At 66.2% G+C, this 24756-nt stretch carries 22 protein-coding genes; 8 read left to right on the top strand and 14 right to left on the bottom strand.

What is annotated here, in order from left to right; translation table 11 throughout:
- Positions 1-2: 2 nt before the first annotated feature.
- The 4 genes from cphA (at position 3) to IB259_RS20075 (ending at position 3969) form a co-directional block, all read left to right on the top strand.
- Positions 3-2573, top strand: coding sequence for a cyanophycin synthetase (gene cphA / locus IB259_RS20090; protein WP_175164107.1), 2571 nt, complete (start codon positions 3-5; stop codon positions 2571-2573).
- 595 nt (positions 2574-3168) lie between these two features.
- On the top strand, positions 3169-3369 hold the full coding sequence (locus tag IB259_RS20085; RefSeq protein WP_006389412.1) for a CsbD family protein: 201 nt from the start codon (positions 3169-3171) through the stop codon (positions 3367-3369).
- A 27-nt stretch (positions 3370-3396) separates the two neighbouring features.
- On the top strand, positions 3397-3561 hold the full coding sequence (locus IB259_RS20080) for a DUF1328 domain-containing protein (RefSeq protein WP_006389411.1): 165 nt from the start codon (positions 3397-3399) through the stop codon (positions 3559-3561).
- A 69-nt stretch (positions 3562-3630) separates the two neighbouring features.
- Positions 3631-3969, top strand: coding sequence for a BON domain-containing protein (locus IB259_RS20075; protein ID WP_013392352.1), 339 nt, complete (start codon positions 3631-3633; stop codon positions 3967-3969).
- A gap of 103 nt (positions 3970-4072) precedes the next feature.
- On the opposite strand, the gene IB259_RS20070 is transcribed toward IB259_RS20075, so the two are convergent.
- The 11 genes from IB259_RS20070 to IB259_RS20020 form a co-directional block, all read right to left on the bottom strand.
- Positions 4073-4945, bottom strand: a complete 873-nt coding sequence (locus IB259_RS20070; RefSeq protein WP_054450813.1) for a PhzF family phenazine biosynthesis protein — start codon at positions 4943-4945, stop codon at positions 4073-4075.
- 78 nt (positions 4946-5023) lie between these two features.
- Positions 5024-6421: a 4Fe-4S binding protein gene (locus IB259_RS20065; RefSeq protein WP_175164111.1), complete on the bottom strand. Its 1398-nt coding sequence runs from the start codon at positions 6419-6421 to the stop codon at positions 5024-5026.
- A gap of 39 nt (positions 6422-6460) precedes the next feature.
- Complete coding sequence (locus tag IB259_RS20060; protein ID WP_054450811.1) at positions 6461-7312, bottom strand: FTR1 family protein; 852 nt, start codon at positions 7310-7312, stop codon at positions 6461-6463.
- 13 nt (positions 7313-7325) lie between these two features.
- Positions 7326-7679, bottom strand: coding sequence for a cupredoxin domain-containing protein (locus IB259_RS20055; RefSeq protein WP_054450809.1), 354 nt, complete (start codon positions 7677-7679; stop codon positions 7326-7328).
- Between the two features lie 2 nt (positions 7680-7681).
- Positions 7682-8218 (bottom strand): iron transporter, encoded by a 537-nt coding sequence (locus IB259_RS20050; protein WP_013392347.1) that lies wholly within the window; start codon positions 8216-8218, stop codon positions 7682-7684.
- Between the two features lie 165 nt (positions 8219-8383).
- Positions 8384-9394 carry a linear amide C-N hydrolase gene (locus IB259_RS20045; RefSeq protein WP_370528711.1) on the bottom strand — a complete coding sequence of 337 codons (1011 nt, stop codon included), beginning with the start codon at positions 9392-9394 and terminating at the stop codon, positions 8384-8386.
- Between the two features lie 201 nt (positions 9395-9595).
- Positions 9596-10162, bottom strand: a complete 567-nt coding sequence (phaR, locus tag IB259_RS20040; RefSeq protein ID WP_042792481.1) for a polyhydroxyalkanoate synthesis repressor PhaR — start codon at positions 10160-10162, stop codon at positions 9596-9598.
- A gap of 117 nt (positions 10163-10279) precedes the next feature.
- Entirely contained in the window at positions 10280-11017 is a 738-nt protein-coding gene (phbB, locus tag IB259_RS20035) for an acetoacetyl-CoA reductase (RefSeq protein ID WP_054450805.1), read from the bottom strand.
- A 77-nt stretch (positions 11018-11094) separates the two neighbouring features.
- Positions 11095-12729 (bottom strand): class I poly(R)-hydroxyalkanoic acid synthase, encoded by a 1635-nt coding sequence (gene phaC, locus IB259_RS20030; protein ID WP_054450803.1) that lies wholly within the window; start codon positions 12727-12729, stop codon positions 11095-11097.
- A 124-nt stretch (positions 12730-12853) separates the two neighbouring features.
- Complete coding sequence (gene pgeF / locus IB259_RS20025; RefSeq protein WP_054450801.1) at positions 12854-13618, bottom strand: peptidoglycan editing factor PgeF; 765 nt, start codon at positions 13616-13618, stop codon at positions 12854-12856.
- Positions 13606-14604 (bottom strand): RluA family pseudouridine synthase, encoded by a 999-nt coding sequence (locus IB259_RS20020; RefSeq protein ID WP_054450799.1) that lies wholly within the window; start codon positions 14602-14604, stop codon positions 13606-13608. The genes pgeF and IB259_RS20020 overlap by 13 nt, the downstream gene beginning before the upstream one ends.
- A gap of 137 nt (positions 14605-14741) precedes the next feature.
- Between IB259_RS20020 and IB259_RS20015 the strand changes: the two genes are divergently transcribed.
- Complete coding sequence (locus tag IB259_RS20015; RefSeq protein WP_233564578.1) at positions 14742-15500, top strand: outer membrane protein assembly factor BamD; 759 nt, start codon at positions 14742-14744, stop codon at positions 15498-15500.
- A gap of 48 nt (positions 15501-15548) precedes the next feature.
- Here the strand turns inward: IB259_RS20015 and IB259_RS20010 are convergent, their stop codons facing one another.
- Positions 15549-16490: a GlxA family transcriptional regulator gene (locus tag IB259_RS20010; RefSeq protein ID WP_054450795.1), complete on the bottom strand. Its 942-nt coding sequence runs from the start codon at positions 16488-16490 to the stop codon at positions 15549-15551.
- An 85-nt stretch (positions 16491-16575) separates the two neighbouring features.
- Here IB259_RS20010 and IB259_RS20005 point away from each other — a divergent pair, with 85 nt between their 5' ends.
- Positions 16576-17787 (top strand): MFS transporter, encoded by a 1212-nt coding sequence (locus tag IB259_RS20005; RefSeq protein ID WP_192329980.1) that lies wholly within the window; start codon positions 16576-16578, stop codon positions 17785-17787.
- 69 nt (positions 17788-17856) lie between these two features.
- Here IB259_RS20005 and IB259_RS20000 read toward each other — a convergent pair whose 3' ends face one another.
- Positions 17857-19953 (bottom strand): ATP-dependent DNA helicase, encoded by a 2097-nt coding sequence (locus IB259_RS20000; protein WP_192329978.1) that lies wholly within the window; start codon positions 19951-19953, stop codon positions 17857-17859.
- A 205-nt stretch (positions 19954-20158) separates the two neighbouring features.
- Between IB259_RS20000 and tex the strand changes: the two genes are divergently transcribed.
- Both tex and IB259_RS19990 read left to right on the top strand, forming a co-directional pair.
- The gene (tex, locus tag IB259_RS19995; RefSeq protein ID WP_054450789.1) at positions 20159-22534 is read left to right on the top strand and encodes an RNA-binding transcriptional accessory protein Tex; all 2376 of its coding nucleotides are present in this window, start codon (positions 20159-20161) and stop codon (positions 22532-22534) included.
- 278 nt (positions 22535-22812) lie between these two features.
- The gene (locus IB259_RS19990) at positions 22813-23319 is read left to right on the top strand and encodes a hypothetical protein (RefSeq protein WP_125472535.1); all 507 of its coding nucleotides are present in this window, start codon (positions 22813-22815) and stop codon (positions 23317-23319) included.
- A 34-nt stretch (positions 23320-23353) separates the two neighbouring features.
- Here IB259_RS19990 and IB259_RS19985 read toward each other — a convergent pair whose 3' ends face one another.
- Positions 23354-24706 carry a tryptophan--tRNA ligase gene (locus tag IB259_RS19985; RefSeq protein WP_054450785.1) on the bottom strand — a complete coding sequence of 451 codons (1353 nt, stop codon included), beginning with the start codon at positions 24704-24706 and terminating at the stop codon, positions 23354-23356.
- Positions 24707-24756: the final 50 nt, after the last annotated feature.

Below are 24756 nucleotides of genomic sequence, written 5' to 3'. Positions count from 1 at the left end.
CCATGGAAGTTTCCCGTATCCGAGCACTGCGCGGCCCCAATCTGTGGAGCAAGAACACCGCGATCGAGGCCATCGTTTCCTGCGCCGACGCCGAATGCTCCATCGACAACCTGCCTGATTTCGAAGCGCGCCTGCGCGCGCGCCTGCCGCAGACCGGGCTGCTGCGTCCGGAAGGCCATCAGGGCGCGGTCTCCATCGCGCACGTGCTGCAGATCGTGGCCCTGACGATGCAGGCTCATGCCGGCTGCCCCGTCACGTTCGGCCGCACCGCCTCCACCATCGAGCCTGGCGTGTTCCAGGTGGTGGTCGAGTACAGCGAGGAAGAAGTCGGCAAGCTGGCGATGGAACTGGCGCAAGTGCTGGTGCGCGCCGCGCTGGACGACACCCCCTTCGATCTCGCCGACGCCTTGAAGCGCCTGCGCGAACTGGACGAAGACGTGCGCCTGGGGCCCAGCACCGGCTCCATCGTCAATGCCGCCACCGCCCGCAACATCCCCTACCGCCGCCTGACCCAGGGCAGCATGGTGCAGTTCGGCTGGGGCAGCAAGCAGCGCCGCATCCAGGCCGCCGAAACCGACCTGACCAGCGCCATCTCCGAGTCAATCGCGCAGGACAAGGACCTGACCAAGATGCTGCTGGACGCCGCCGGCGTGCCGGTGCCCATGGGCCGTTCAGTGACCACCGCCGAGGAAGCCTGGGCCGCCGCCGAGGAACTGGGCGGCCCGGTCGTGGTCAAGCCGCGCGACGGTAGCCAGGGCCGCGGCGTCGCCGTCAACATCGAATCCCGCGAGCGCGTGATCCAGGCCTTTGAAGTGGCCGAGGAAATCAGCTCCGAGGTCATCGTCGAGCGCTACATCCCCGGCCACGACTTCCGCCTGCTGGTGGTCGGCGGCGCACTGGTCGCGGCCTCGCGCCGCGACCCGCCGCAGGTCACGGGCGACGGGGTGCAGACCATCCGCCAACTGGTGGACCAGGTCAACGCCGACCCGCTGCGCGGCGACGGCCACGCGACCTCGCTGACCAAGATCCGCTTCGACGACATTGCCCTGGCGACTCTCAAGAAGCAGGGTTTCGAGGCCGACTCCGTGCCGCCGTCCGGCACCCTGATCTTCCTGCGCAACAACGCCAACCTGAGCACCGGCGGCTCGGCCACCGACGTGACCGACGAAGTGCATCCGGAAATGGCCGCGCGCGCGGTGTCGGCGGCCCGCATGATCGGGCTGGACATCTGCGGTGTGGACGTGGTCGCCGAAAGCGTGCTCTACCCGCTTGAAGACCAGAACGGCGGCGTGGTGGAAGTGAACGCCGCCCCCGGCCTGCGCATGCACTTGAATCCGTCCTTCGGCAAGGGCCGCGCCGTGGGCGAGGCCATCATCGCCAACATGTACGCGGACGGCGACGACGGCCGCATCCCGGTCGTGGCCGTGGCCGGCACCAACGGCAAGACCACCACCGTGCGCCTGACCGCCCACATCCTGGGCGTCGCCGGCAACCGCGTCGGCATGACGAATTCCGACGGCGTCTACGTCGACAACCTGCGCATCGACACCGGCGATTGCAGCGGCCCGCGCAGCGCCCGCAGCGTGCTCATGCACCCGGACGTCGACGCGGCCGTGTTCGAAACCGCGCGCGGCGGCATCCTGCGCGAAGGCCTGGCCTTCGACCGCTGCAACGTGGCCATCGTCACCAACATCGGCATGGGCGACCACCTGGGCCTGGGCTACATCAGCACGGTCGAGGACCTGGCCGTGGTCAAGCGCGTGATCGTGCAGCACGTGCACCCCAGCGGCACCGCGGTGCTGAACGCGGCCGATCCCATCGTGGCTGAAATGGCGGCGAGCTGCCCGGGTTCCATCACCTACTTCGCCGAAGACCGCAATCATCCCGTGCTGGCCACGCATCGCGCGCAAGGCCTGCGCTGCGTGTACCGCGACGGCGACTCCATCGTCACCGCGCAGGGCGGCGAAGAAACCCGTTACCCGCTGGCCGCCATTCCGCTCACGCGCAACGGCACGATCACCTTCCAGGTGGAAAACGCCATGGCGTCAATCGCCGCGGCCTGGGCGCTGGGTCTGGACACGGACATCATTCGCCGCGGCCTGGCCAGCTTCGTCAACGACGCCCAGACAGCGCCCGGACGCTTCAACGTGTTCGACTACCGCGGCGCCACGGTGATCGCCGACTACGGCCACAATCCCGATGCCATCCTGGCCCTGGTGCGCGCGGTGGACGCCATGCCGGCCAAGCGCCGTTCCGTGGTCATCAGCGGCGCGGGCGACCGGCGCGACGAAGACATCCGGATGCAGACCGAGATCCTCGGCGAAGCCTTCGACGACGTGCTGCTTTACCAGGACCAATGCCAGCGCGGCCGCGCCGACGGCGAAGTGTTGGCCCTGCTGCAACAAGGCCTGGCCAACGCCACGCGCAGCAAGCACGTCGAAGAGATCCACGGCGAGTTTCTCGCCATCGACACTGCGCTGGCGCGCCTGGGCGCAGGCGACCTGTGCCTGATCCTGGTCGACCAGGTCGAAGAGGCGCTGGATCACATCGCGCGCCGCATCGCGCAAGCCTGAGCCGTACGCGGTTCCTGAAGTGCAAACGGGGCGCCCAAGGGCGCCCCGTTTGCTTCGGCGCGCGCCGATCAGCTGCTGGACGACACCACAGGCGCAGCGGCCTGATAACGGTCCGTCACGTGCGTGCATCCGAGCGCGGCCATCGCGGCCAGCGTCAGCAAGATAGCGCGGCAAAGTCGTTGCGTCATGCGAGTTCCTCTTTCCATATTCTGTGGCCGAACCTGCTTGCGGGTTCCGCGGACACTATACCGGCGCGCGCGTCGGCAAGCCAAGCGCGCATGCCCGCATCCAGACTTGCAGATCCAGTTACCAGCCTCCCTCAAAAGGGGACAAGACATTGCCGGAATGTAACTGCGGCACCTAGTGCGCCTGCAATCTCCTCCCGCCGGAAACCAGGCCATTTTGCCGCCGCCAGGCCGTTACATTTGCCCACAGCCAGGTTTGACGGCCATGCCGCAGGCTCGTACGGTAAGTACATGGCCTGCACGGCAACTTCTTGAACCGGCAGGCCCTAGCTGATCAGTGTCCCACTCAACCGCGACAACCCGGTTTACAGGCCGCAAACCGGATGCCGCTAGCAACAGGAGAGGTCACCATGAACAACGACATCATCGCTGGCAAATGGAAGCAACTGACGGGCAAGGCCAAGGCCGCCTGGGGTGAGCTCACCGACGACGAGCTGACCCGCACCGAAGGCAACGCCGAACGTCTGGCGGGCCTGATCCAGGAGCGTTATGGCAAGACCAAGGAACAAGCTGAAAAAGAAGTCCGCGACTTCTTCGACCGCAATCCTTGATCCGATAAACCACCAGGAGAAGCTGACATGTTGCACTACGCCGTAGTTTTCTTCGTCATCGCCATCATCGCGGCTGTCCTGGGCTTCGGCGGCATCGCCGCCGGCGCTGCCGGCATCGCCAAGATCCTGTTCTTCGTCTTCCTGGTACTGGCGCTGCTGTCCATCCTCGGCGGCGCTTTCCGCAAAAAATAGAAATCGGACCCAAGACACCACACAATCCTCGCGTCCCGACGCGCTGAACCACTAACAAGGAGCATGACTATGGAATTCCGCAAGCTGATCGCCGCCGCTGCACTGGGCACGGGCGCCGTCTTCACTTCCATGGCTTTTGCCGCCGATGACGGCAAGCCGAAACAGTCCGTGGGTGAGTACGCGTCCGACGCCACCGTGACCACCAAGGTCAAGGCTGCCATCGTGGCCGACAAGCAGCTGAGCGCGCTGGACATCGCCGTGGAGACCAATGCGGGCGTCACCAAACTGACGGGTACCGTCGGCACCGCAGCCGAAGCCGATCATGCCGCCACCGTGGCGCGCGGCGTCGAAGGCGTCAAGCAGGTGATGAACAACATCAAGGTCGACCCGGCCAAGAACAAGAAGTAAGCCCGACTTGGCCGCTTCGGCCCGGTCTTGAAAACAAGGCGGCGCCTGTGTCCGACACAGGCGCCGCCTTGCTTTTGCGCCGCGTCCCGCGCGGCGGTCCTGATCAGACGTCCACTACGCCCCGGCCTATCTCCAGGGCGCGTCCGCCCACCCGGATCCGGCCATCGGCCTGGACGTCCAGCAACAACCGGCAGGGCCTGCCCATCTGGTCGCCCTGCTCCACCAGGATGCTGGCGGGCAAGGGTCGCTTTTGATGCAAAAGCCAGCCGCCCAGATTGGCGCAGGCCGAACCCGTGCCGGCGTCTTCGTTCACGCCGCCGCCCGCCTTGGCGTAGAAATAGCGCGCCACCACCACCTGGCGCCCATCCTGCTGGCGGCTGTCGTCGAAAGCGTAGGCATACATGACCTTGCGGCCCAGGCTGTTGGCCTGCCAACGGTCCAGCCGCGAGGCATCGGGCGCAACGCGGCGTACCGCGTCCACGCTGGCCAGCGGCACCAGCAGTTGATCGGCGCCGGTGTCCAGCCAGATCGGATCGTCCAGCAGATCGCTCGCATCCAGACCCAGCAGGCTGGCGATTTCGCCTCGCTCCAGCTCGGGCGCGGCGGTGCGCACGCCATCCGGGCACGGCGCGGTAAAGGTCCAGGCATCGCCGCGCGCCGTCACCGGCACCACGCCGGCAGCGAACTCCAGGGTCAATGCATCGCCCGTCTGCCGCAAGTCACGCACGACCTGCGAGGTGCCTATGGTGGGATGGCCCGCGAACTTCATCTCGAAGCCCGGCGTGAAGATGCGCACGCGCGCTGCCGCCTTGTCGGAGGGCAGGATGAAGGTCGTTTCGGACAGATTGAATTGCGCCGCCAGATTCAGCATGGTGGCGTCGTCCATGCCGCGCGCGTCTTCGAACACGCAGAGCTGGTTGCCGCTGAAGGTGGAGGAAGCGAAAACGTTGAGCAGGCGGAAAGCGTAGGTGGCCATGGCGGTAGCGATAGTTGAAAACATTGCGCCGGCTTGAGCCGGCGCGTTCCCTACTTTATCGCAAGCCTCGGGCCCGGACTACCAGACCGCAAAGAACAACACCCATGCCAGGCAGAACGGCGCCAGGCCGGCTGCCAGCACCAGCCAGGCCAGCCCCTTGCGCCAACCGCTTGCCGCGCGCGGCTTGAGCAGGCGCGCATACAGGCGCAGCGTCCACAGCACCGCCAGGCTCAGCAGCGTGAACCGCACCGGCGCGGCCCAGGCGGCCTGCATCCCTTCGTGCTTGAGCAGATTTACGGTGGTGGCCGACAGGCCCAGGAACACGCCGATGCCGGCGGAAGGAATCAGGGCCTGCGCCAGTTTGTGCAGGCCAGGACGGCCCCAGCGCGTCGCGGGTTCGCCTTCCACAGGCGCGGCGGGCGCCAGGCGGTCGGCGATCCACAACGACAGGAAGGAAGCGCCGCCGACACAGATCGTGGCGCCGACGACGAACATCAGGATGCCGGCGCCGTCCAGCCACGAGAAGCTGTCGTTCACTTCCGGGTAATGCGTCAGGATGAACCAGGGCGCGTTGTCCAGCAGCGGCCACATGATGTCGTGTTCGACCAGCCAGGTCGCGGCCCACTGCTTGGCGGTCACGTACCAGGGGCTGGCGCTCCAGAGGAAGGCGCCGATCGCGATGCCCATCAGGCCGAAGCACAGCAGCGCCGTCTGCCATGGATCGCCATGGGTGACATGCACGATTTCTTCTTCGGGCGAACGCGGCGTCAGTTCGATCGCACCGCGATAGCCGCTGCAGCGTCCGCAGACATGGCAGTCGCCCGCGCCCTTCATGTGGCGCAGCGGTACCAGCGGCGCACAGTTGATGGGCTCGATGCGGATGACAGGATGACGCCACTTCTCTTCGTCGACCTTGAAGTGCCAGGGAGCCAGCTTGGCCAACAGGTTGAAGACGCCGTTGACCGGGCACAGGTACTTGCACCACACGCGCTTGCTGCGGCCGTAGCGCCAGCCGACGATCATGGCCGCCACCGTGGACCCGCCCAACACCGCCAGCACCGCCAGCGGATATTGGTAGACGCTGACCAGTTGCCCGTAGACGGTCGTCAACGCGAACGCGACGAAAGGCCAGCCGCCCCAACGCATCCATTTCGGAATCGCATGGCCCTGGCCGCGCTCGCTGGCCCATTCGGTCAGCATGCCCTCGGGACAGAGCCAGCCGCACCAGGCCCGGCCCAGGATGGGCATGGAAATCAGCACGAACGGCCACCACACGCCCCAGAACGCGAACTGAGCGACGATGGTCAGATTGTTGAAGACCGAGGCCGCGTTGTCCGGCAAGGGCAGGATCGCGGGCACGATCAAAAGGAACGCGTATATCGCAACAATGCCCCACTGCAGCTTGCGCAACAGCGGGGCATGGTCACGGAGAAAGTCGGCGATACGGGAGGTCGCCCTCCCGAGTGCAGCTGCCATGGTCAAACCTTCAAATATTCAGTCCGGCAACAGTCGGGTTCAGGTGGCGCTGCGGGCGGCGGTGGCAGCGCCTGCCGGCTTGCTCCCCACCCAGCGCAGCAGCGCCCACACAATGATCCAGTAAGCCACCCACAACAGCACCGAGATCAACGCAGGCAGCGCGCGGTAGCCGGCGAAGTCGGCCAGGACCTTGCCCACGCCGGTGCTGTCGCTCAAGAGCCACGAGCTGTCCCAGACCGGATCCACGATGGTCGGCAGCACGTCCAGCGAAATCAGGTGATCCAGGCCGCCCACCAGCAGCGAGCCGGCCAACAGCAGCAACAGGATTTCGGTCACGCGGAAGAAGCGGCGCCAGGTGATGAGCTTGCCGCCCAATTGCAACAGCCAGAACGTCAGCAACGCCACCACAAAACCGGCCACGCCAGCCAGCGCCAGCATCAGCATGTCGCTGCCTCCCTCGCCCGCCGACACGGTGCCGTACAGGAACACCACGGTTTCGCTGCCTTCGCGCGCCACGGCAATGGCCACCAGCACGAACAGGCCCCACCAGTTGTCGCTGGCGACGGAAGCGCGGGCCCCGCCTTCGAGTTCGCCCTTGAGCGTGCGGCCGTGCTTCTTCATCCACACGACCATCTGCACCACCAGCGCGCACGCGGCCAGCGACATGATGGCCTGGAACCATTCCTGGCCTTCGTCGCTGAGCCAGGAGGAGACGCCCAGCAGCACCAGCGCCAGGGCCACGGCCAGCGCCAGGCCTGCCGCTACGCCACCCCACAGGTAGTTCAGGCCGCGTTTGCCCTCCGGCGTGGAGCGCAGCCAGGTGTAGAGTATGCCCACCACCAGCATGGCTTCGACGCTTTCACGCCAGACGATAAAGAGGACCTGTTCCATATATTGCTACCGCTTATTCCTTGGGTTTGACGACCAAGGTGCCTTTCACGCTCTGGTGAAAGTCATCAAAAAATGGATACTCGCCGGGGCGGGAAATGGTGATCACCACGAAAGACTTCACACCCGGCCCCAGGACTTTTTCCTTGCGCAGCGGAATGCTTTCGAATTCCACCGGCTCGTTGCTCTCGTTGATGAGCTCGATCTTGAAACGGCCCGCCGGCACTTCCAGCGTGGCGGGCTCGAACGTACCGTTCGGCTTGAAGGTCAGCGTGAACGTGGGTAGTTCGTCAGCCTGCGCGGGCGCCCCGCCGGCCAGGCCGGCCAGGCCGATCAGCAATGCGGCGGCAACGCGAAGCAGGCTGCGCACGATCAGTAACCGCCCTTCTTGCCGGTGCCGGCGTAGACGAATTCATATTCGAGGTCGAAGGGCTCGAACCACGGCCCCACGCCGGTTTCCTTGTCGACGTGACGGCCGAAGTGACTCATCTTGTCCGCGGTCGGCGGCAGGATGGAGTACTTCAGCTTGTACTTGCCCGGACCTTCCAGCTTGACGTTCTCGCCGTAGTGCGGACCGTCGTTGGCGACCATCGGCATGAAGGTGCCCTTCTGCACGTTCTGGCTGCCGACCTTCTGGATTTCGTACTTCACGACCAGGTAAGGCACCCACTCGCCTTCGGGGAAGCCCGTCTTGTTGCCGGCGGTGGCGTGAATGTCGGCCTCAAGGTGCACATCCGAATCCTTGGCCGGGCGCATCATGCCCGGGGGGTCCATTTCGATCGGCTGCAGATACACCGCGCCGATTTCCATGCCGCCCTTTTCCACCGGTTTGCCGATGGGGTATTCGGCCGCGTTCGCGGCGGAAACGCTCAGGGCGACAATGGCCAGGGCCAAGGCTTTCTTGATCATGTGCATAATCCTTGAGACACAAATGAGACGACGGCTCCTAAAATACAAACAAGAACCGTTTTCATTAATGTAACCAAATCAACTGACAGAACCCTGAACCTCGGATCAGGAAAATCTGCGGATCATTGCGTTTGATCAAGCGGCGAAAAAGGCCCTGACCTTTTTTCAGAGCCCGAGAAACTTGAACGGCGCCGCGGGCTGGAAGTCGCGCGTGGCGTCGCCCGCAAACGTGTGGCGCTGATCCGGCCCCAGGTCCAGCTTCAGCACCTTGCCGGTTTCCGGACTGAAGTCCAGGGCCTTCAGGTCCACCCAGAACGTGTTGGGCGTCAGGGCCGATTCGAAGAAGTACAGCTTGCGCTGGTGGTCGAAGACGGTGCGCCAGCGGGTGGACGAGATATTGGGCTGTCCGGGCGTGCTGATGCCATAGGGTACGGAGACGTTGCGTATCACGCTGAAGACGCTGGCCAGCGCCTTGTTGGGATCGGGATCCTTGGGGATGGCGTTGATGTAGAACGATGCGCGCACGAAACGGTCGGCTGCGCGGTTGGTGCCCGGCAGCATGGTGGTGCCGCCGATCTGCTGCCAGTAGGCATCGAGCGCAAGCTGCTGCTCGAACTGAGGCGAGTTGGTCATCACCTGGTAGTCGCGGCTATGGTGGATCACCTGGCGTCCGCCGATGTATTCGATGATGGCGCTGTCGCCGCTGGCGTCCGAGATCGACAGGTGCAGCGTCGTCAGGCGGTCCTCGCCCGGCACGTTGTCCGAGACGATGGTGTAGGGTTCCTGCTCCAGCGCCGCCACGGCCTCCTTGACGGTGGCGTAGTTGTCCAGCACGTATTGCGCCCACGCCGCGATGGTCAGGCCGGGCTTGCTCTTCGCATCGAATTGCGGGTACTGCGATTCGGCCAGCCACAGCAGATTGGCGCTCAGGCCCGCCTCGTTCACGCCATCGGTGGTGGAGACGTCATAGCCGGATGTGACCACGCTGCCGTAGCGCGAAGTCCAGCGCAGGGAGTTCGGGCCGGCCTCGCCGCTGCGCGCCATGCCGCGCGGCAATACCCACAGGTTGCTGGTGATGTCGTTCTTCCAGTCCATGGAGCGTGCGGTAACCACCTGCTGGTTGGCGCCATGGAAGACCACGCGCGTGCAAGCCCAAGCGGCGGGCGACGCGGACATGGCCGTCAAGCCTGCCAGCGCCGCGCAGGCCAGGCGGGAAAACGCCTTGTTCAGTCTCATGCTTGCTCTCCGGGGTATCTGTGCTTGCTTGCCGCGCGAACAAAACCTGCACGCGGTGATGAAAAAACACCCCAAGAACCAGATCTCTGTCCGGCTTTTGGGGTGCTGATCGATGAGGCCGCGCCAGGCACGGCCCCGCCATTACTTGCGGCCGGGACCTTGCGTGCCGCCAGGCGTGAACGGGAAGGTCGAGAACATGGCGCGGGTCTGATCCTGCATCTGGTCCTGCATCTGCACGAACAGATTCTTGCTCTGGTCGATGTAGTTGTTCATCATGTTCTGCAGCATGGGCGTCTGCACGTTCATGAACTGGGCCCAGGCCTCGGGGCCGAACTGGCTGCCGTACAGGCCCTTGGATTGCTCCGCCATGCGTTGCTGGATTTCCATGAAGGCCTGGATGTTCTTTTCCAGGTAGGAACCCATGATGCCCTGCATGGCATGGCCATAGAAACGGATGATCTGCGACAGCATGTTCGAGGAGAACATGGGCATGCCGCCGCTTTCCTCTTCAAGGATGATCTGCAGCAGGATGCTGCGCGTCAGGTCTTCGCTGCTCTTGGCATCGACGACCTGGAATTCTTCGTTTGCCAGGACCAGTTGCTTGACATCTGCCAGGGTGATGTAGGTGCTGGTCCGGGTGTCGTACAGGCGACGGTTGGGGTACTTTTTAATCAGGCGCAGGCTGGCGCCGGTTTGTGCTTGCGTCATGGTTGTCCCCGGATCGGGCGATCTCTAAGGCTTCGGATAGGGTTAGTGTAATCCGGAGGGCCCTCTCCCCGAGGCCCTCCGGCGCCGACGGGCCGCCCGCTGGCGGCCCGCGATGGGTCAGCCCATGTGCAGGCCGCCATTGAGCGAGAAGTCCGCGCCCGTCGAAAAGCCGGACTCGTCCGAGGCCAACCACGACGTCATGGACGCGATTTCTTCCGGCGTGCCAAGGCGGCGCACCGGGATGGTGGCGACGATCTTTTCCAGCACGTCGGGACGGATGGCGCGGACCATGTCGGTGCCGATGTAGCCGGGCGAAATCGTGTTGACGGTGACGCCCTTGCTGGCGACTTCCTGGGCCAACGCCATGGTGAAGCCATGGATGCCGGCCTTGGCGGTCGAATAGTTCGTCTGGCCGAACTGGCCTTTCTGCCCGTTCACCGAGCTGATGTTGATGATGCGCCCCCACTGGCGTTCGACCATGCCGTCGATCACCTGTTTGGTCACATTGAACAAGCTGTTCAGGTTGGTGTCGATGACCGCGCGCCAATCGTCCGCGCTCATCTTGCGGAACAGGCCATCGCGGGTGATGCCCGCGTTGTTGACCAGCACGTCGACCGGGCCCAGCTCCTTCGTGACCCGTTCGAAGGCTTCTACCGTGGAGTCCCAATCGGACACGTTGCCCACGGACGCGTAGAACGTGTAGCCCTGCGCTGCCTGCTCATCCAGCCACTGCTGGTAGTTGCGGCTGGGGCCGCAACCTGCCACCACGCGAAAGCCATCCTTGGCCAAGCGCTGGCAAATAGAGGTGCCGATACCGCCCATCCCGCCTGTAACGTAAGCCAGTTTTCCGCTCATTGGACTTCCTCCTGTGTGCGACGGACGCCTCGTTGATTAACCTTCTTCTCGTCTGGGCCTAACCGCTGGTCGCGGCTTCAGGCTGCCCGGACTTTCACATATCTGCCAGGCGCCGGCTCTATCGGCCGGTACTTGGCATTGCCCAATTTTTCACGCGCCTTGACCTGCTTGCCGGAATGGCCCGACAGCCAGCCGGCCCAATCGGGCCACCAGCTGCCCGGCGTCTCGACCGCTTGCGCGAACCAGGTGTTCGGGTCGCCAGGCAGATGATGGCCTGACTGTTCAAGCTTGTCAGCCGCCCAGTAGCTGCGGCGCTTCTTCGCCGGAGGGTTCACCACGCCGGCGATGTGGCCGGACGCCCCCAGCACGAAGCGCTGCGGTCCGCGCAGCACCTGGGTCGACGCATACGCCGAAACCCAGGGCACGATATGGTCCTCGCGTGACCCGAAGATGTACGCCGGCATTTCCAGGCGCGTCAGGTCCAGCGGCAGGCCCGCGGCCTGCGCGCGGCCCGGCACCTTGAGGTTGTTCTCCAGGTAGGTATTGCGGAAATACCAGGAGAAGAACGGGCCGGGCAGATTGGTGCTGTCGCCATTCCAGAACAGCAGGTCGAACGCGGGCGGCTTCTGGCCTTTCAGGTAGTTGCCGACCACATAGTTCCAGACCAGCTCGTTGGGCCGCAGGAACGAGAACGTGGTGGCGAGATCGCGCCCGGGCATCAGTCCGCCCTGCCCCAACTGGTGGTCGCGCAGCAGCGCGTGCGCTTCGTCGACGAAGACGTTGAGGATGCCGGTATCGTGGAAATCGAGCAGCGAGGTCAACAGGGTCAGCGACGCGACCGGATGCTCGCCGCGCGCCTCGGCCAGAGCCAGCGCGGAAGCCAGCATCGTGCCGCCCACGCAGAAGCCCAGCGCATTGACCTGCGGCTGTTTGGTGATGTCGCTGGCCACGCGCAGCGCCTGCAGCACCGCGTCGTCCAGATAATCGGACCAAGTCGCGCGGTCCACGCCATCGGTGTCGCTGGACACCGGATTGCGCCAGGAAATCAGGAATACCGTATAGCCCTGGTCCACCGCGTGCCGCACGAAGGAATTTTCGGGCTGCAGGTCCAGGATGTAGAACTTGTTGATGTTCGGCGGCACGATGACCAGCGGCCGTTCGTGCACGGTGGCGGTCGACGGCGCGTACTGGATGAGCTGGAACAACCGGTTTTCAAACACCACTTCGCCCGGCGTCACGGCGACGTTGCGGCCGATCTCGAACTGCGATTCGTCGGTCTGCGTGATGCGGCCTTTCTTGACGTCGCCCAGCAGATTGGCCAGCCCTTCGTTGAGCGCGCGTCCGGCGCTTTCGACGATGGATTGCTGGGCATCCGGGTTCAACGCCAGGAAGTTCGACGGCGACAACGCGTCGACCCATTGCATGATGGAAAAGCGCAGGCGATCGCGCATGGGCTCGCTGACCTGGGCCGCGTCGACCATGCGCGACATGGCGCGGGCCGACAGCAGATAGGTATGCGCCAGCAGCAGGTGCGAATGATTGGAGGCCCAGGCATCACCCGAAAAACGGCGGTCTGGCGGCGGCGCAAGCGCGCCACGGCGGGCGTCATCGCAAAGGCGCTGCCACTCGCGGGAGAATTCGGCCTGAATGTCGGCCAGGACTTCCGGTGCCACGCTCACCGGAATGGGCCCTGCGGAGAGATTGGCATTCACTTCGACACCTTGTTATCGAAACTACGCGATTGATGTTGCATTCCGGGTCCGGGACTGTCAATGCGGGTATACAAGGAGGCCTGACAGGGTATGACGCAAGGCCGGCTGCGGGCCTTGCGCCAGATCAAACCGGGCCTAGCCAGGCCAGCAAAGCCATGCGTCCGGTTTCGCCGTCGCGGCGGTACGAGAAGAACCGGTCCGCCCCGGCCACCGTGCACATCCCGCTCAAGGACACTTCTTGTACTCCGGCGCGGCGCAGGCGGAAATCAGCCAATCCGGCGAGGTCGGCCAGCCATTTTCCGGAAATGCCCGGCCGCGGCGTGAAGTAGCGCAGGGTTGCCGGATCGTCCTTGGTGAACGCGTCCAGTACGTCCTGCCCGACCTCGAACGCCTGCGGGCCGATGCCGGGGCCGACCCAGGCGCGCCAGCCCGAGGCCTGCGGCGCCTTGGCGCGCATGGCCGCGAGCGTGTTCTCCAGCACGCCGCCCGACAGGCCGCGCCAGCCGGCATGCGCCGCGCCCAGCACCGTGCCTTGCGCATCGGCGATGACCACGGGCAGGCAATCGGCAACCATCACGGCCAGCACGCGGCCGGGTTGCGCCGTGACGCTGGCGTCGACCGCCGGCTCGTCCGGCAGGTCGGCCTGATCGGCATCCACCACTACGCTGCCATGGACCTGACGCAGCCACAGGGGTTCGGCCGGCAGCGCAGCACGCACGCGGCGCCGGTTCTCAGTCACCGTGTCCGGATCGTCCCCGGCGCGGCGGCCCAGATTCAAGGTGTCGTGCGGCGCGACGCCCACGCCCCCTGCCCGGGTCGTGCAGAAGTAGTTCACGCCCGGCCATTGCGGGCCCGTCACCACCGGCAAGCCTGCCACTACGCGTTCCATGCAATCTCTTCCTGGACCAAGCTCATGTCGGGAGGCACGGCCGCGGTGAAGTCGACTTCGCCGCGACCGCCCGGATCTTCGAAATGCAGCGCGCGCGCATGCAGCATCTGCCGCTGCGCGCCCGCAATGTTCTTGCCGCCGTAGATGGTATCGGCCAGCAGCGGATGCCCCAGGCTGGCCATGTGCACGCGGATCTGATGGGTGCGGCCGGTTTCCAGGCGGCACACCACTTCGGTGACGCGGCCGCCGGGATCCGCCTCGCCGCGGCGGGCGGGCATGTAATGGGTGATGGCGGGCTTGGGCGCCACCGGGCGCTCCACGCTCATGCGGACCGGCACGCGCGCATCGCGGCCGATGGGACGATCGACCTTGCCGGCCGCGGCCAGCCAGCCGTGGACCAGCGCCACGTACTCGCGGCCCATGCTGCGCGCCTGCAATTGGCGCACCAGGTGGGTCTGGGCGGTTTCGTTGCGCGCCACGACCATCAGGCCGGAGGTGTCCTTGTCCAGGCGGTGCACGATGCCGGCGCGCGCCACCTGCGCCAGTTCGGGATAGCGGTACAGCAGGCCGTTGAGCAGCGTGCCGCTCCAGTTGCCGGCGCCAGGATGCGTCACCAGGCCGGCGGGCTTGTTCACCACGATCCAGTCGGGGCTTTCGGCCACGACCGCGAACTCCACGGGTTCGGGCGCGAAGGCCAGGGTTTCGGGCGCGGGCTGGGGCCAGACGGTGAGTTCGTCGTCGGGTCCGACCGTCTGGCGGATCTTGCCGGGCTTGCCGTTCACGTGGACGTTGCCGGCCTCGATCCAGCCCTGCAGCCGGCTGCGGGAATGCTCGGGCATCAGCCCCGCGAGCACCTTGTCCAACCGGTCGGCGCGCGTGCCGGAAGGCACTGTTACAAATTGCGGTTCCCCCTGCGGGTTTTCTTCGGAAATACCCAGGAGTTCGTCGTCGGAAACGAGATCCGCGCCGGAGGCTGTATCAGACATGGAGACAAATCATATAATCAGCCTTGCATGCTAACACCAAGGATACGATTCTCGTGATTCACCACTCCGCAGCTCCCTCGAATCCCGCCTCCCGAAGCGGGCCGGTCTTGCGCGTGGTTATCGCGCTGCTCGCCGTGATGGTCATCGCCGGTTGCGGCTCGAGCAACAGCAAGTACGACAAGACCACCAACTGGAGCGCCGAACAGCTCTACGCAGACGCCAAGGCGGAAATGGCCTCGGGCGGCTGGAAAGAAGCGCGCGAACGCCTGACCGCGATCGAAAGCCGCTACCCCTTCGGCGTCTACGCCCAGCAAGCCCTGCTTGAGCTTGCCTACGTCAACTGGAAGGACGGCGAAAACGAGCAGGCCCTGGCCGCCATCGACCGCTTCCAGCAGCTCTACCCCAATCACCCCGGCACCGACTACGCCCTTTACCTGAAGGGCCTGATCAACTTCACCCCGGCCAGCGCCTTCATGAGCAGCATCACCGGCCAGGATCCCGCCGAGCGCGATCCCAAGGGCCTGCGCGCGTCCTACGACGCGTTCAACGAGCTGATCAAGCGCTACCCGGACAGCAAGTACACGGTGGATGCCGAGAAGCGCGTCGCCTGGCTGGTCAACACCATCGCCATGAACGAAGTGCACGTCGCCCGCTACTACTACGAGCGCGGCGCCTACGTGGCCGCGGCCAACCGTGCGCAGACCGTCATCACCGACTTCGAAGGCGCCCCCGCCACCGAGGAAGCGCTCTATCTGATGGTCGAGTCCTACGACAAGCTCGGCCTGACCGAACTGAAGAACGACTCGCAGCGCGTGTACGACAAGAACTTCCCCAACAGCGAATTCAAGACCAAGGGCCTGAAGGCCGACAAGAGCTGGTGGAACCCGTTCAACTGACGTAACGCCCGCCGCACCAAGCAAAGCCCCTGCCACGCAGGGGCTTTTTCATGCCGGCGCGCCGCGCCGCAGCGCTTGCGGCGGCTGCCCGTAGATGCGGATGAAGGCGCGGCGCATGCGCTCCGTATCGCCGAAGCCCACCCGGCGCGCGATGGCATCCATGCCGGCCTCGCCTTCCTCGACCAGTTCACGCGCAGCCTCGGCGCGCACGCGCTCCACGGCCTTGGCCGGGGTCTGCCCGGTTTCCAGCTTGAACTGGCGGCAGAACTGGCGCGGACTCAGGCAGGCCACGCCGGCCAGGCGCTCGATGTCCAGGACTTCGTCCAGGTGCTGGCCCACATGGGCCAGCACCTCGCGCATGCGTCCGCTGGCTGGCGCCAGGTCCTGCAATGCAGAGAACTGCGACTGCCCTCCCGTGCGCCGGTGATAGACCACCATCTCGCGGGCGGTGGCGCGGGCGACCGCCTCGCCGTGGTCCGCCTGCACCATGGCCAGCGCCAGGTCGATGCCGGCCGTGATGCCCGCCGAGGTCCAGACCGCGCGGTCCTCGACGTAGATGCGGTCCGCTTCCACCGCAAGCGCGGGATGGCGCTGCTGCAGTTCGGCGGCATGACGCCAGTGGGTGGTCACGCGGCGCCCTTGCAGGATGCCGGCCTGCGCCAGCACGAACGCGCCGGTGCAGACGCTGGCCACGCGCCGGCCGCGCGCATGCGCGGCGCGCAGATAGGCCAGCATGGCCGGGGCCGCCTGGGGTTCGCGCGCGCCCTGGCCACCCGGCACCAGCACGGTGTCGGCGCGCAGACCACGCCAGGGCCGCGTCAGCACGGGCACGCCGGCCGAACAGCGGACCAGGCCGCCTTCGGCCGACGCCACGGCCACTTCGTAGGCGCCCGGCACCAGTTCGGCAGCGATCTGGAAGACCGACAGCGGGCCTGCCATGTCGAGCAGCTGGAAGTTGGGTACGGGCAGGATGCAGACGCGATGGGTCATGGCATGAAATGAGGGAAAATAGTCATTCTTGCCATAGTTTCCGGCGCTAGAGTGGGGCCTGTCAATCCTCCGGACTCCCACAGCCATGACCTCCTCCACGCGCGGCCTGCGCAATGCCCGCATCCTCGCCGTCTGCCAGGGCCTGTACATCGCGGCGATCTCCATCGACCTGACCCTGACGGCGCTGACCGGCCAGATGCTGGCGCCGCATCCGGCCCTGGCCACGCTGCCGTTCGCGCTGATCACCGTGGCGGGCGCCGCGGTCACCTGGTATGCATCGCTGCTCATGCAGCGCATCGGCCGCCGTGCGGGCTTCATGCTGGGATCGCTGGCGGGCGCGGCCGGCGGGCTGATTTCCGTGGCCGCGGTGTTCGCCAGCGACTTCTGGCTCTTCTGCCTGGGCACGGCGCTGGTCGGCGTGTTCCAGGCGTTTGCGCAGTACTACCGCCTGGCCGCCGCCGACGCGGTACCCGCCGAGGCCAAGAGCCGCGCCATATCCGTGGTCCTGACGGGCGGCGTCATCGCCGCCATCGCGGGGCCGGCGCTGGCGGCCTGGGCCAAGGACATCTTCCCCGCCGCGATCTTTTCCGGCGCATATCTGATGGTGGCGCTGTTGGGAGCCGCCAGCGCGCTGCTGCTCATCGCCTACCGCGATCAGGAAGGCGAAGGCGGCCAGCCCGCCGACACGCAGGCCGCAGGCCTGCCGGCCCGTCCTTTGGGCGAGGTCATGCGGCAGCCGATTTTCGTGGCGGCCCTGGCCAACAACGTCGTGGGTTCGGTGTCGATGATGTTTGTCATGACGGCCGCGCCGCTGGCCGCGGTCGCCTGCCAGCACAGCATCGCCGATGGCGCCAGCATCATGCAGTGGCACCTGATCGGCATGTACGCCCCGGCCTTCTTCGCCGGCGCGCTGATCAACCGGCTGGGTCTGCCCCGCGTACTTGGCATGGGCATGGCGTTGAACGCGGCCTGCTCGCTGATCGCGATGCAATCGACTTCGCTCACGGCCTTCCACGCGGCATTGTTCTGCCTGGGCGTGGGCTGGAACTTCATGTTCGTCGGCGGCACCACGCTGCTGGCGCAGTCCTACCGTCCCGCCGAACGGGCGCGCGTACAAGGAGCCGCCGAAATGCTGCGCTACGCCACCACCGCCCTGGCCACGCTGGCCGCGGGTCCGGCGCTCGTGCGCATAGGCTGGGAAACGTTGAACGCCGCCATGCTGCCCATCGTGGGCCTGGCCGCGGTCATGACCGGGTGGTGGGCGATGTCGCGGCGGACGGAACGGGTCGCGGCCTGAGGCGGCTGGCAGGGGGGCCCGCTGGCGCGGGCAGCCCCCAGGGCTGGCTGATTGTGGCGTGAACGGCCGCTAGTCCTGCGGTTCCTGCTTGCGCCGGTAGAACGCCAGTACTTCTTCCAGTTCGCGCGTCCGCGCGAACGGCGGCAGACCGCGCCACAGGCGCTTGCCATAAGGCTTTTCGACCAGGCGCGCGTCGCCCACCATGAGCACGCCCCAGTCCGATTCCGTACGGATCAGACGGCCCGCGCCCTGCTTGAGCGAGATCGCGGCTTCGGGCAGTTGGTATTCCGCAAAGGGATTGCCGCCATGCGCACGGCAGGCGCGCAGGCGCGCCTCGATGACCGGATCGTCGGGCGGCGCGAACGGCAGCTTGTCGATCGCCACCAGGGTCAGCACGTCGCCGGGCAGGTCTATGCCTTCCCAGAAACTGGCGCTGCCCACCAGCACCGGATGCTCCAGTTTGCAGAAGCGGTCCAGCAGATCGCGGCGCGTGCCCTCGCCCTGCTTGAGCAATGGCCATTCATGGCCGGCATCGTCGAAGGCGTCGGCCAGCAGGTTGGCGACCTTGTCCACCGCGCGCAGCGTCGTGCACAGCACCAGCGTGCCGCCGGGGCTGGCCTCCAGCAGCGGCAGCAGGGTCTGCACGAAGCGGTCGAGGAACTGCGGCGATTGCGGTTCGGGCATGCCGCGCGGCACGAACAGCAAGGCCTGTTCGGGATAGTCGAAGGGCGATTCCCATTTGCCCGTGCGCGCCTTCTCCAGCCCCAGCTGGCTGGTGAAGTGCGTGAACTCGCCGTTCACGGACAGCGTGGCCGAGGTCATGATCCAGGCCTGGCCAGGCTTGCGGTACTTGGAAAAAGCCTGGGCCACCGACAGCGGCGCCGAATGCAGGCGCACGTGGTGCTGCCCGTGTTCGACCCAGCGCACCGCCGGGCCGGTCCATTGTTCCGCGGCGGCCGCGCCCTCCAGGATGGCGGCAGGCGTGGGCAGTCCGTCGCCCAGCGCCGATTGCACGACGGGTTCGGACGCCTGGTCGTCGCGGCCCCAGCCTTCGTCGGAATGGTCTGCGCCCGCCCGTCCCGGCGTGGCCCAGCGCTTCAGCCGCACCGAAATCTCGGCGCCGCTGCGCGCGGCCGCCATCAGGTCCGGGTGCTTTTCGGCCACCGCGCCCAGCACCTTGGCCGCGCCGTCCACGGCCTCGCGCAGCGCCAACAGCGCTTCGTCGAATTCCTCGGGATTGGGGATGGCCTCGAAAGTCGCCTTGCGGCCGGGCATACGGTCCAGCGGCGCACAGACCAGGCGCAGCTCGCGCGCCGCCGTTTCCACATGGCGGCTGACGTCGCTCCATTTGGCGGCTTCGCGCGCGTAGGCCAGGCCGGCCGCTTCCAGCGCGCGGCCGAAATCCAGCAACTGGTGCGTGGACACGCTGCTGCCCAGAAAGCGGGTGGCCGTGTCCGGCAACTGGTGCGCTTCGTCGAAGATCACGGTGTCCGCTTCGGGCAGCAGGTCGGTCACGCCCTCTTCGCGCAGCACCAGGTCGGCCATGAACAGGGCATGGTTGACGACTACCACGTCGGCTTCCTGCGCCTGGCGGCGCGCCTTCACCACGAAGCAATCGCGGATGCGCGGGCATTCCTGGCCCAGGCAGTTCTCGCGCGTGGAGGTCACGCGCTGCCAGATGTCGGCGTCTTCCGGTACCTGCGCCAGGTCGCCGCGGTCGCCCGTCTTGGAAATGCCCGCGAACACCTGGATCTGGCGCAACTGCTGGATTTCGGTGCGCGACTTCAGCGCGCGCTCGTCGCCCTGCAGGCGGTCCAGGTGGTAATGACAGACGTAGTTGCCGCGGCCCTTGAGCAGCGCGGCCGTCACCGGCGCGGCCAACGCCGCGCGCACGCGCGGCAGGTCACGGGCGAAAAGCTGGTCCTGCAGGGTGCGCGTACCCGTGGAAATCAGCACCTTGCCGCCCTGGATGAAGGCGGGTACAAGATAGGCCCAGGTTTTGCCGATGCCGGTGCCTGCCTCCGCCACCAAGGTGGCGCGGTCCTGGATGGCCTGCCCTATGGCCTGCGAGAGTTCGACCTGTGAAGGCCGGGGCTTGTAGCCGGGCAAAGCCGTGGCCAAAGGCCCGTCGGCGTCGAAGAATTCGGAGATATCCAGGTCCAGCATAGCGAGTCAACGGTGAACCGGTGCCGGTTGCGGTTCGGGCGCCAGACACTTGGGTGGGAAAGGACCAAATGATACCCGCTGCCGGGCCGCGGATTGGCCGCCAGGCCGTCGCGAGGGGGACATATCCGTCCACCCTGGCACGTTTTGTAACAGCGGCTTATGGCACAATCCGCCCCTTGTTTTTCCTTTTTGTCGTCGTATCGAGATGTCTGAAACTTCCGCTATCACGTACGTCGCCGCCGGCGTCGACAACGCCCGCATCGTCGCGCAGCTCGCCACCGAGCTGGGCACGCGCGCCTCCCAGATCGCTTCGGCGGTGGAACTCCTGGACGATGGCGCCACCGTGCCCTTCATCGCCCGCTATCGCAAGGAAGCCACGGGCGGCCTGGACGATACCGTGCTGCGCAATCTCGAAGTGCGCCTGGGCTATCTGCGCGAACTCGAAGAGCGCCGCGGCTCCATTCTTGAATCCATCTCGCAACAGGGCAAGCTCACGCAAGCGCTGCAGCAGGAAATCGCCACGGCCGACACCAAGCAGCGCCTGGAAGACTTGTACGCGCCGTACAAGCCCAAGCGCCGCACCCGCGCCCAGATCGCCCGCGAAGCGGGCCTGGAGCCGCTGGCCGACGGCATCCTCGCCGATCCCGCCTGCGACCCCGCCGCGCTCGCCGCGCAATACCTGAATCCCGAAGCGTCCATCAACGACGCCAAGGCCGCGCTCGACGGCGCGCGCGACATCCTGGCCGAGCGCTACGCGGAAAACGCGGATCTGCTGGCCGACATGCGCGAGCACCTGTGGTCCACCGGCCTGATCCATTCCAAGGTGGTCGACGGCAAGGAAACCGAGGGCGCCAATTTCCGCGACTGGTTCGACTTCAACGAACCGCTGCGCACCCTGCCCTCGCACCGTATCCTGGCGCTGCTGCGCGGCCGCCAGCAAGGCGTGCTGGAACTGCGCCTGGGCCTGGAAGCCGAACTGGAAGCGCAGACGCCGCATCCCTGCGTGGCCCGCATCGCCGGCTTCCTCAAGCTGGGCAACGGCCTGTTCGCACTGGACGCCACGCCGCGCGCGCGCTGGCTGGGCGAAGTCTGCCGCTGGACCTGGCGCGTGAAGCTGCTGACGGCGTTCGAAAGCGAGCTGATCGGCCGCCTGCGCGAAAGCGGCGAAGCCGAAGCCATCCGGGTGTTCGCCGCCAACCTGAAGGACCTGCTGCTGGCCGCGCCCGCCGGCCCCAAGGCCGTGCTGGGCCTGGACCCCGGCATCCGCACCGGTTGCAAGGTCGCCGTGATCGACCAGACCGGCAAGGTCGTGGACACCACCACCGTCTACCCGTTCGAACCGCGCCGCGACCGCGACGGCACCATCAACACGCTGGCCGCCCTTGTGGCGCGCCACAAGGTCGACCTGATCGCCATCGGCAACGGCACCGCCTCGCGCGAAAGCGAGAAGCTGGTGGGCGACATGATGGAACGCTTCCCGGACCTGAAGGTCACCCGCGTGGTGGTCTCCGAGGCCGGCGCTTCCGTCTATTCGGCGTCTGAAACCGCGGCCCAGGAATTCCCCGACCTGGACGTGACGCTGCGCGGCGCCGTATCCATCGCCCGCCGCCTGCAGGATCCGCTGGCCGAACTGGTCAAGATCGATCCCAAGGCCATCGGCGTGGGCCAGTACCAGCACGACGTCAACCAGCGCGAGCTGGCGCGTTCGCTGGACGCCGTGGTCGAGGATTGCGTGAACGCCGTGGGCGTGGACGTGAACACCGCGTCGGCCGCCCTGCTGGCCCGCGTGTCCGGCCTGAATTCGCTGCTGGCCAAGAACATCGTCGCCTGGCGCGACGAGAACGGCGCCTTCCCGACCCGCGAGATCCTGCGCAAGGTGCCGCGCTTTGGCGACAAGGCATTCGAACAAGCCGCGGGCTTCCTGCGCATTCCCAACGGCGACAACCCGCTGGACGCCTCGTCGGTCCACCCCGAAGCCTATCCGGTGGTCGAACGCATCGTCGCCAAGATCAAGGCTGAGGTGAAGCAGATCATCGGCCAGCGCGAAGCGCTCAAGGGCGTGTCGCCGTCCGACTTCACCGACGAGCGCTTCGGCCTGCCGACGGTGCGCGACATCTTCGCCGAACTGGAAAAGCCCGGCCGCGATCCGCGTCCGGAGTTCAAGACGGCGCAGTTCAAGGAAGGCGTCGAAACCCTGAACGACCTGTACCCGGGCATGGTGCTGGAAGGCGTTGTGACCAACGTGGCGAACTTCGGCGCGTTCGTGGACATCGGCGTGCACCAGGACGGCCTGGTCCACATCTCGGCCCTTGCCGAAAAGTTCGTGAAGGATCCGCGCGACGTCGTGCGGGTGGGCCAGACGGTCAGCGTGAAGGTGCTGGAAGTGGACGTGGCGCGCAAGCGCGTCGCGTTGACCATGCGCCTGAACGACACCGCAGCTCCCGCCCGCCGCAGCGGCGACGCCCCCAAGGGCGGCGACCGCAACCGCCGTCCGCAGGGCGACGGCAGCCGCGGCGGCGCCGGGGCCGGCGCCGGCATGAACAGCGCCATGGCGGACGCGTTCGCCAAGCTCAAGCGTTGAGCGAGACCCGCCCCACGGAAAACCGGCGCCTGATGCGCCGGTTTTTTTTACCTAGGGCTTACCCGTAAAGAGGCGGGTTACTTGTCTTCTCTCAAGCCAAACCTATCAAAAATGATAGAAAATATCTAATTGTGTCAAAATAATAAAACCCGGCGGCGCCAGGCCGCAAGGCGGCACAAGCCCCCCGCGAGCAGGCGAGCCAAGGCGCGTAGCGCCTGCCGGGGAGCAGCACAAGAACAACAGCGCCCTGCCCCGAACGACCGGAGATCCGCCCAGCCATGTCCCATACCATCACGCTTGCCGCCAATGAAACGGCAACCCTCACCGCCAAGGAAGCCAACGCCAGCGGCGTCTACAGCGAAATCACCCTGGGCCAGTATTCGCACCTGCTTGTCGATGGCGCCGAAGTCAGTTTCAAGCACATCACGCTGGAGCGGCTGGGCAGCCGCATCATCGAATTGAGCAATGGAGCGCAGTTGCACGTCGGCGCACTGGGATTCGCCAGCATGGGCGCCAGCATCACCTACCGTATCGGCGCGGGTTGCGCGCTGACTTTCGATGCCAGCCAATGGGATCCGGAAGTGGTCGCCAACACCACCTTCGATTTCGCCAGCCAGGGCAGCGGCACGCTCAAGTACTTCCCGTTCATCAACCCCGAATGGCTGGACTGCCCGAATGTCACGGGCTACACGGAAGGCGACATGCTGGAAATCGCCGGACAGGGCAGCGCCCAGCGCTTCCAGGTGCGCGACGGGCGCATCGTAGCCAGCGCCCGCGCGGCCTGAACCGCCGGGCCGGCTGCGCGCCGGCCCCTTGGGTTTATTCCTGCGACAAAGACGACAGCGCGGCGCGCGCGCGTTCCAGCAAGGCGCCGGATTCGTCTTGCGCGCCAGCCGGCGCGGTGGCCACGGCCACGCCGTCGATCATCGCGGCATAGCCTTGCCCATCGGCCTTCAGCACCGCATCGGCCGGTTCCGCTTGCAGACGGCGCATCAACGCGCCGGCTTCCTTCGGATCGGCGAAACGCTGCGACAACAGCAGTTCCTCGCCATCCGCTGCCAGCAGGCGGAAACGGAAGCTGCCGTCCTCGTCGCGGAAGCTGACGAAGCGCGCGCCCTTGCCCTTTTCCTTCTTGGGCTGCGCGGCCTTGGCGCCCGAGCCGGCTTCCAGGTTGCGCAGGCCCACGGCCTGGCGCAGTTCCTGCATGAAAGGCGTGGCCAGCTTGCGCGCCTTGGCGGCGCCGGCCTGCAGGATGTCTTCGATGCGGCCAGGGTTGGCCATCAGGTCGAAATACTTCTCGCGCATGGGCGCCAGCAGGTTTTCCAGGTGGTCGTACAGCGCCTGCTTGGCTTCGCCCCAGCCCATGCCTTCTTCGAGCTGCTTGCGCAGCGCGGCAGCCTGTTCGTGCGTGGCGAAGGCGCGGTAGATGGTGTACAGGTGCGAGTTCTCGGCGTCCTTGGGTTCGCCCGGCGCGCGCGAATCGGTCACGATGCGCATCACCGCCGCGCGCAGCGCGCTGGCGCCGCCCTCGAACAGCGGAATGGTGTTGTTGTAGCTCTTGGACATCTTGCGGCCGTCCAGGCCCGGCAAGGTCGCCACGTCTTCTTCGATCACCACTTCCGGCAGCGTGAAGTAATCGCGGCCGTACAGGTGGTTGAAGCGCTGGGCGATGTCGCGCGCCATTTCCAGATGCTGGATCTGGTCACGACCCACCGGCACCTTGTTGGCGTTGAACATGACGATGTCAGCGGCCATCAGCACCGGGTACGAGAACAGGCCCATGGTCACGCCATCGTCCGGTTCCAGACCCTTTTCCGTGTTCTGGTCCACCGACGCCTTATAGGCGTGCGCCCGGTTCATCAGGCCCTTGGCCGTGACGCAGTTCAACAGCCAGGTCAGCTCGGGGATCTCGGGGATGTCCGACTGGCGGTAGAAGGTCACGCGCTCGTGGTCCAGGCCCACCGCCAGCCAGGTCGCGGCGATTTCAAGGCGCGAGCGCGCCACGCGGGCAGGGTCGTCGCACTTGATGAGGGCGTGGTAATCCGCCATGAAGAAGAATGCGTCCACGCCGGGCTGCGCGCTGGCCTGAACGGCGGGACGGATCGCGCCCGCGTAGTTGCCGAGGTGGGGAGTTCCAGAGGTGGTGATGCCGGTGAGGACGCGGGTATTCATGAGGCGAAGAGGCGTTTGCTGGGGGAAACGCCCAGTGTAACTTGCCGGGC

It is taken from the genome of Achromobacter sp. ACM04, from assembly GCF_014851465.1.
GTDB lineage: Bacteria > Pseudomonadota > Gammaproteobacteria > Burkholderiales > Burkholderiaceae_B > Achromobacter > Achromobacter aegrifaciens.
The sequence above is the reverse complement of the archived record's forward strand: the minus strand, read 5'-3'. Positions and strand labels throughout refer to the sequence as shown.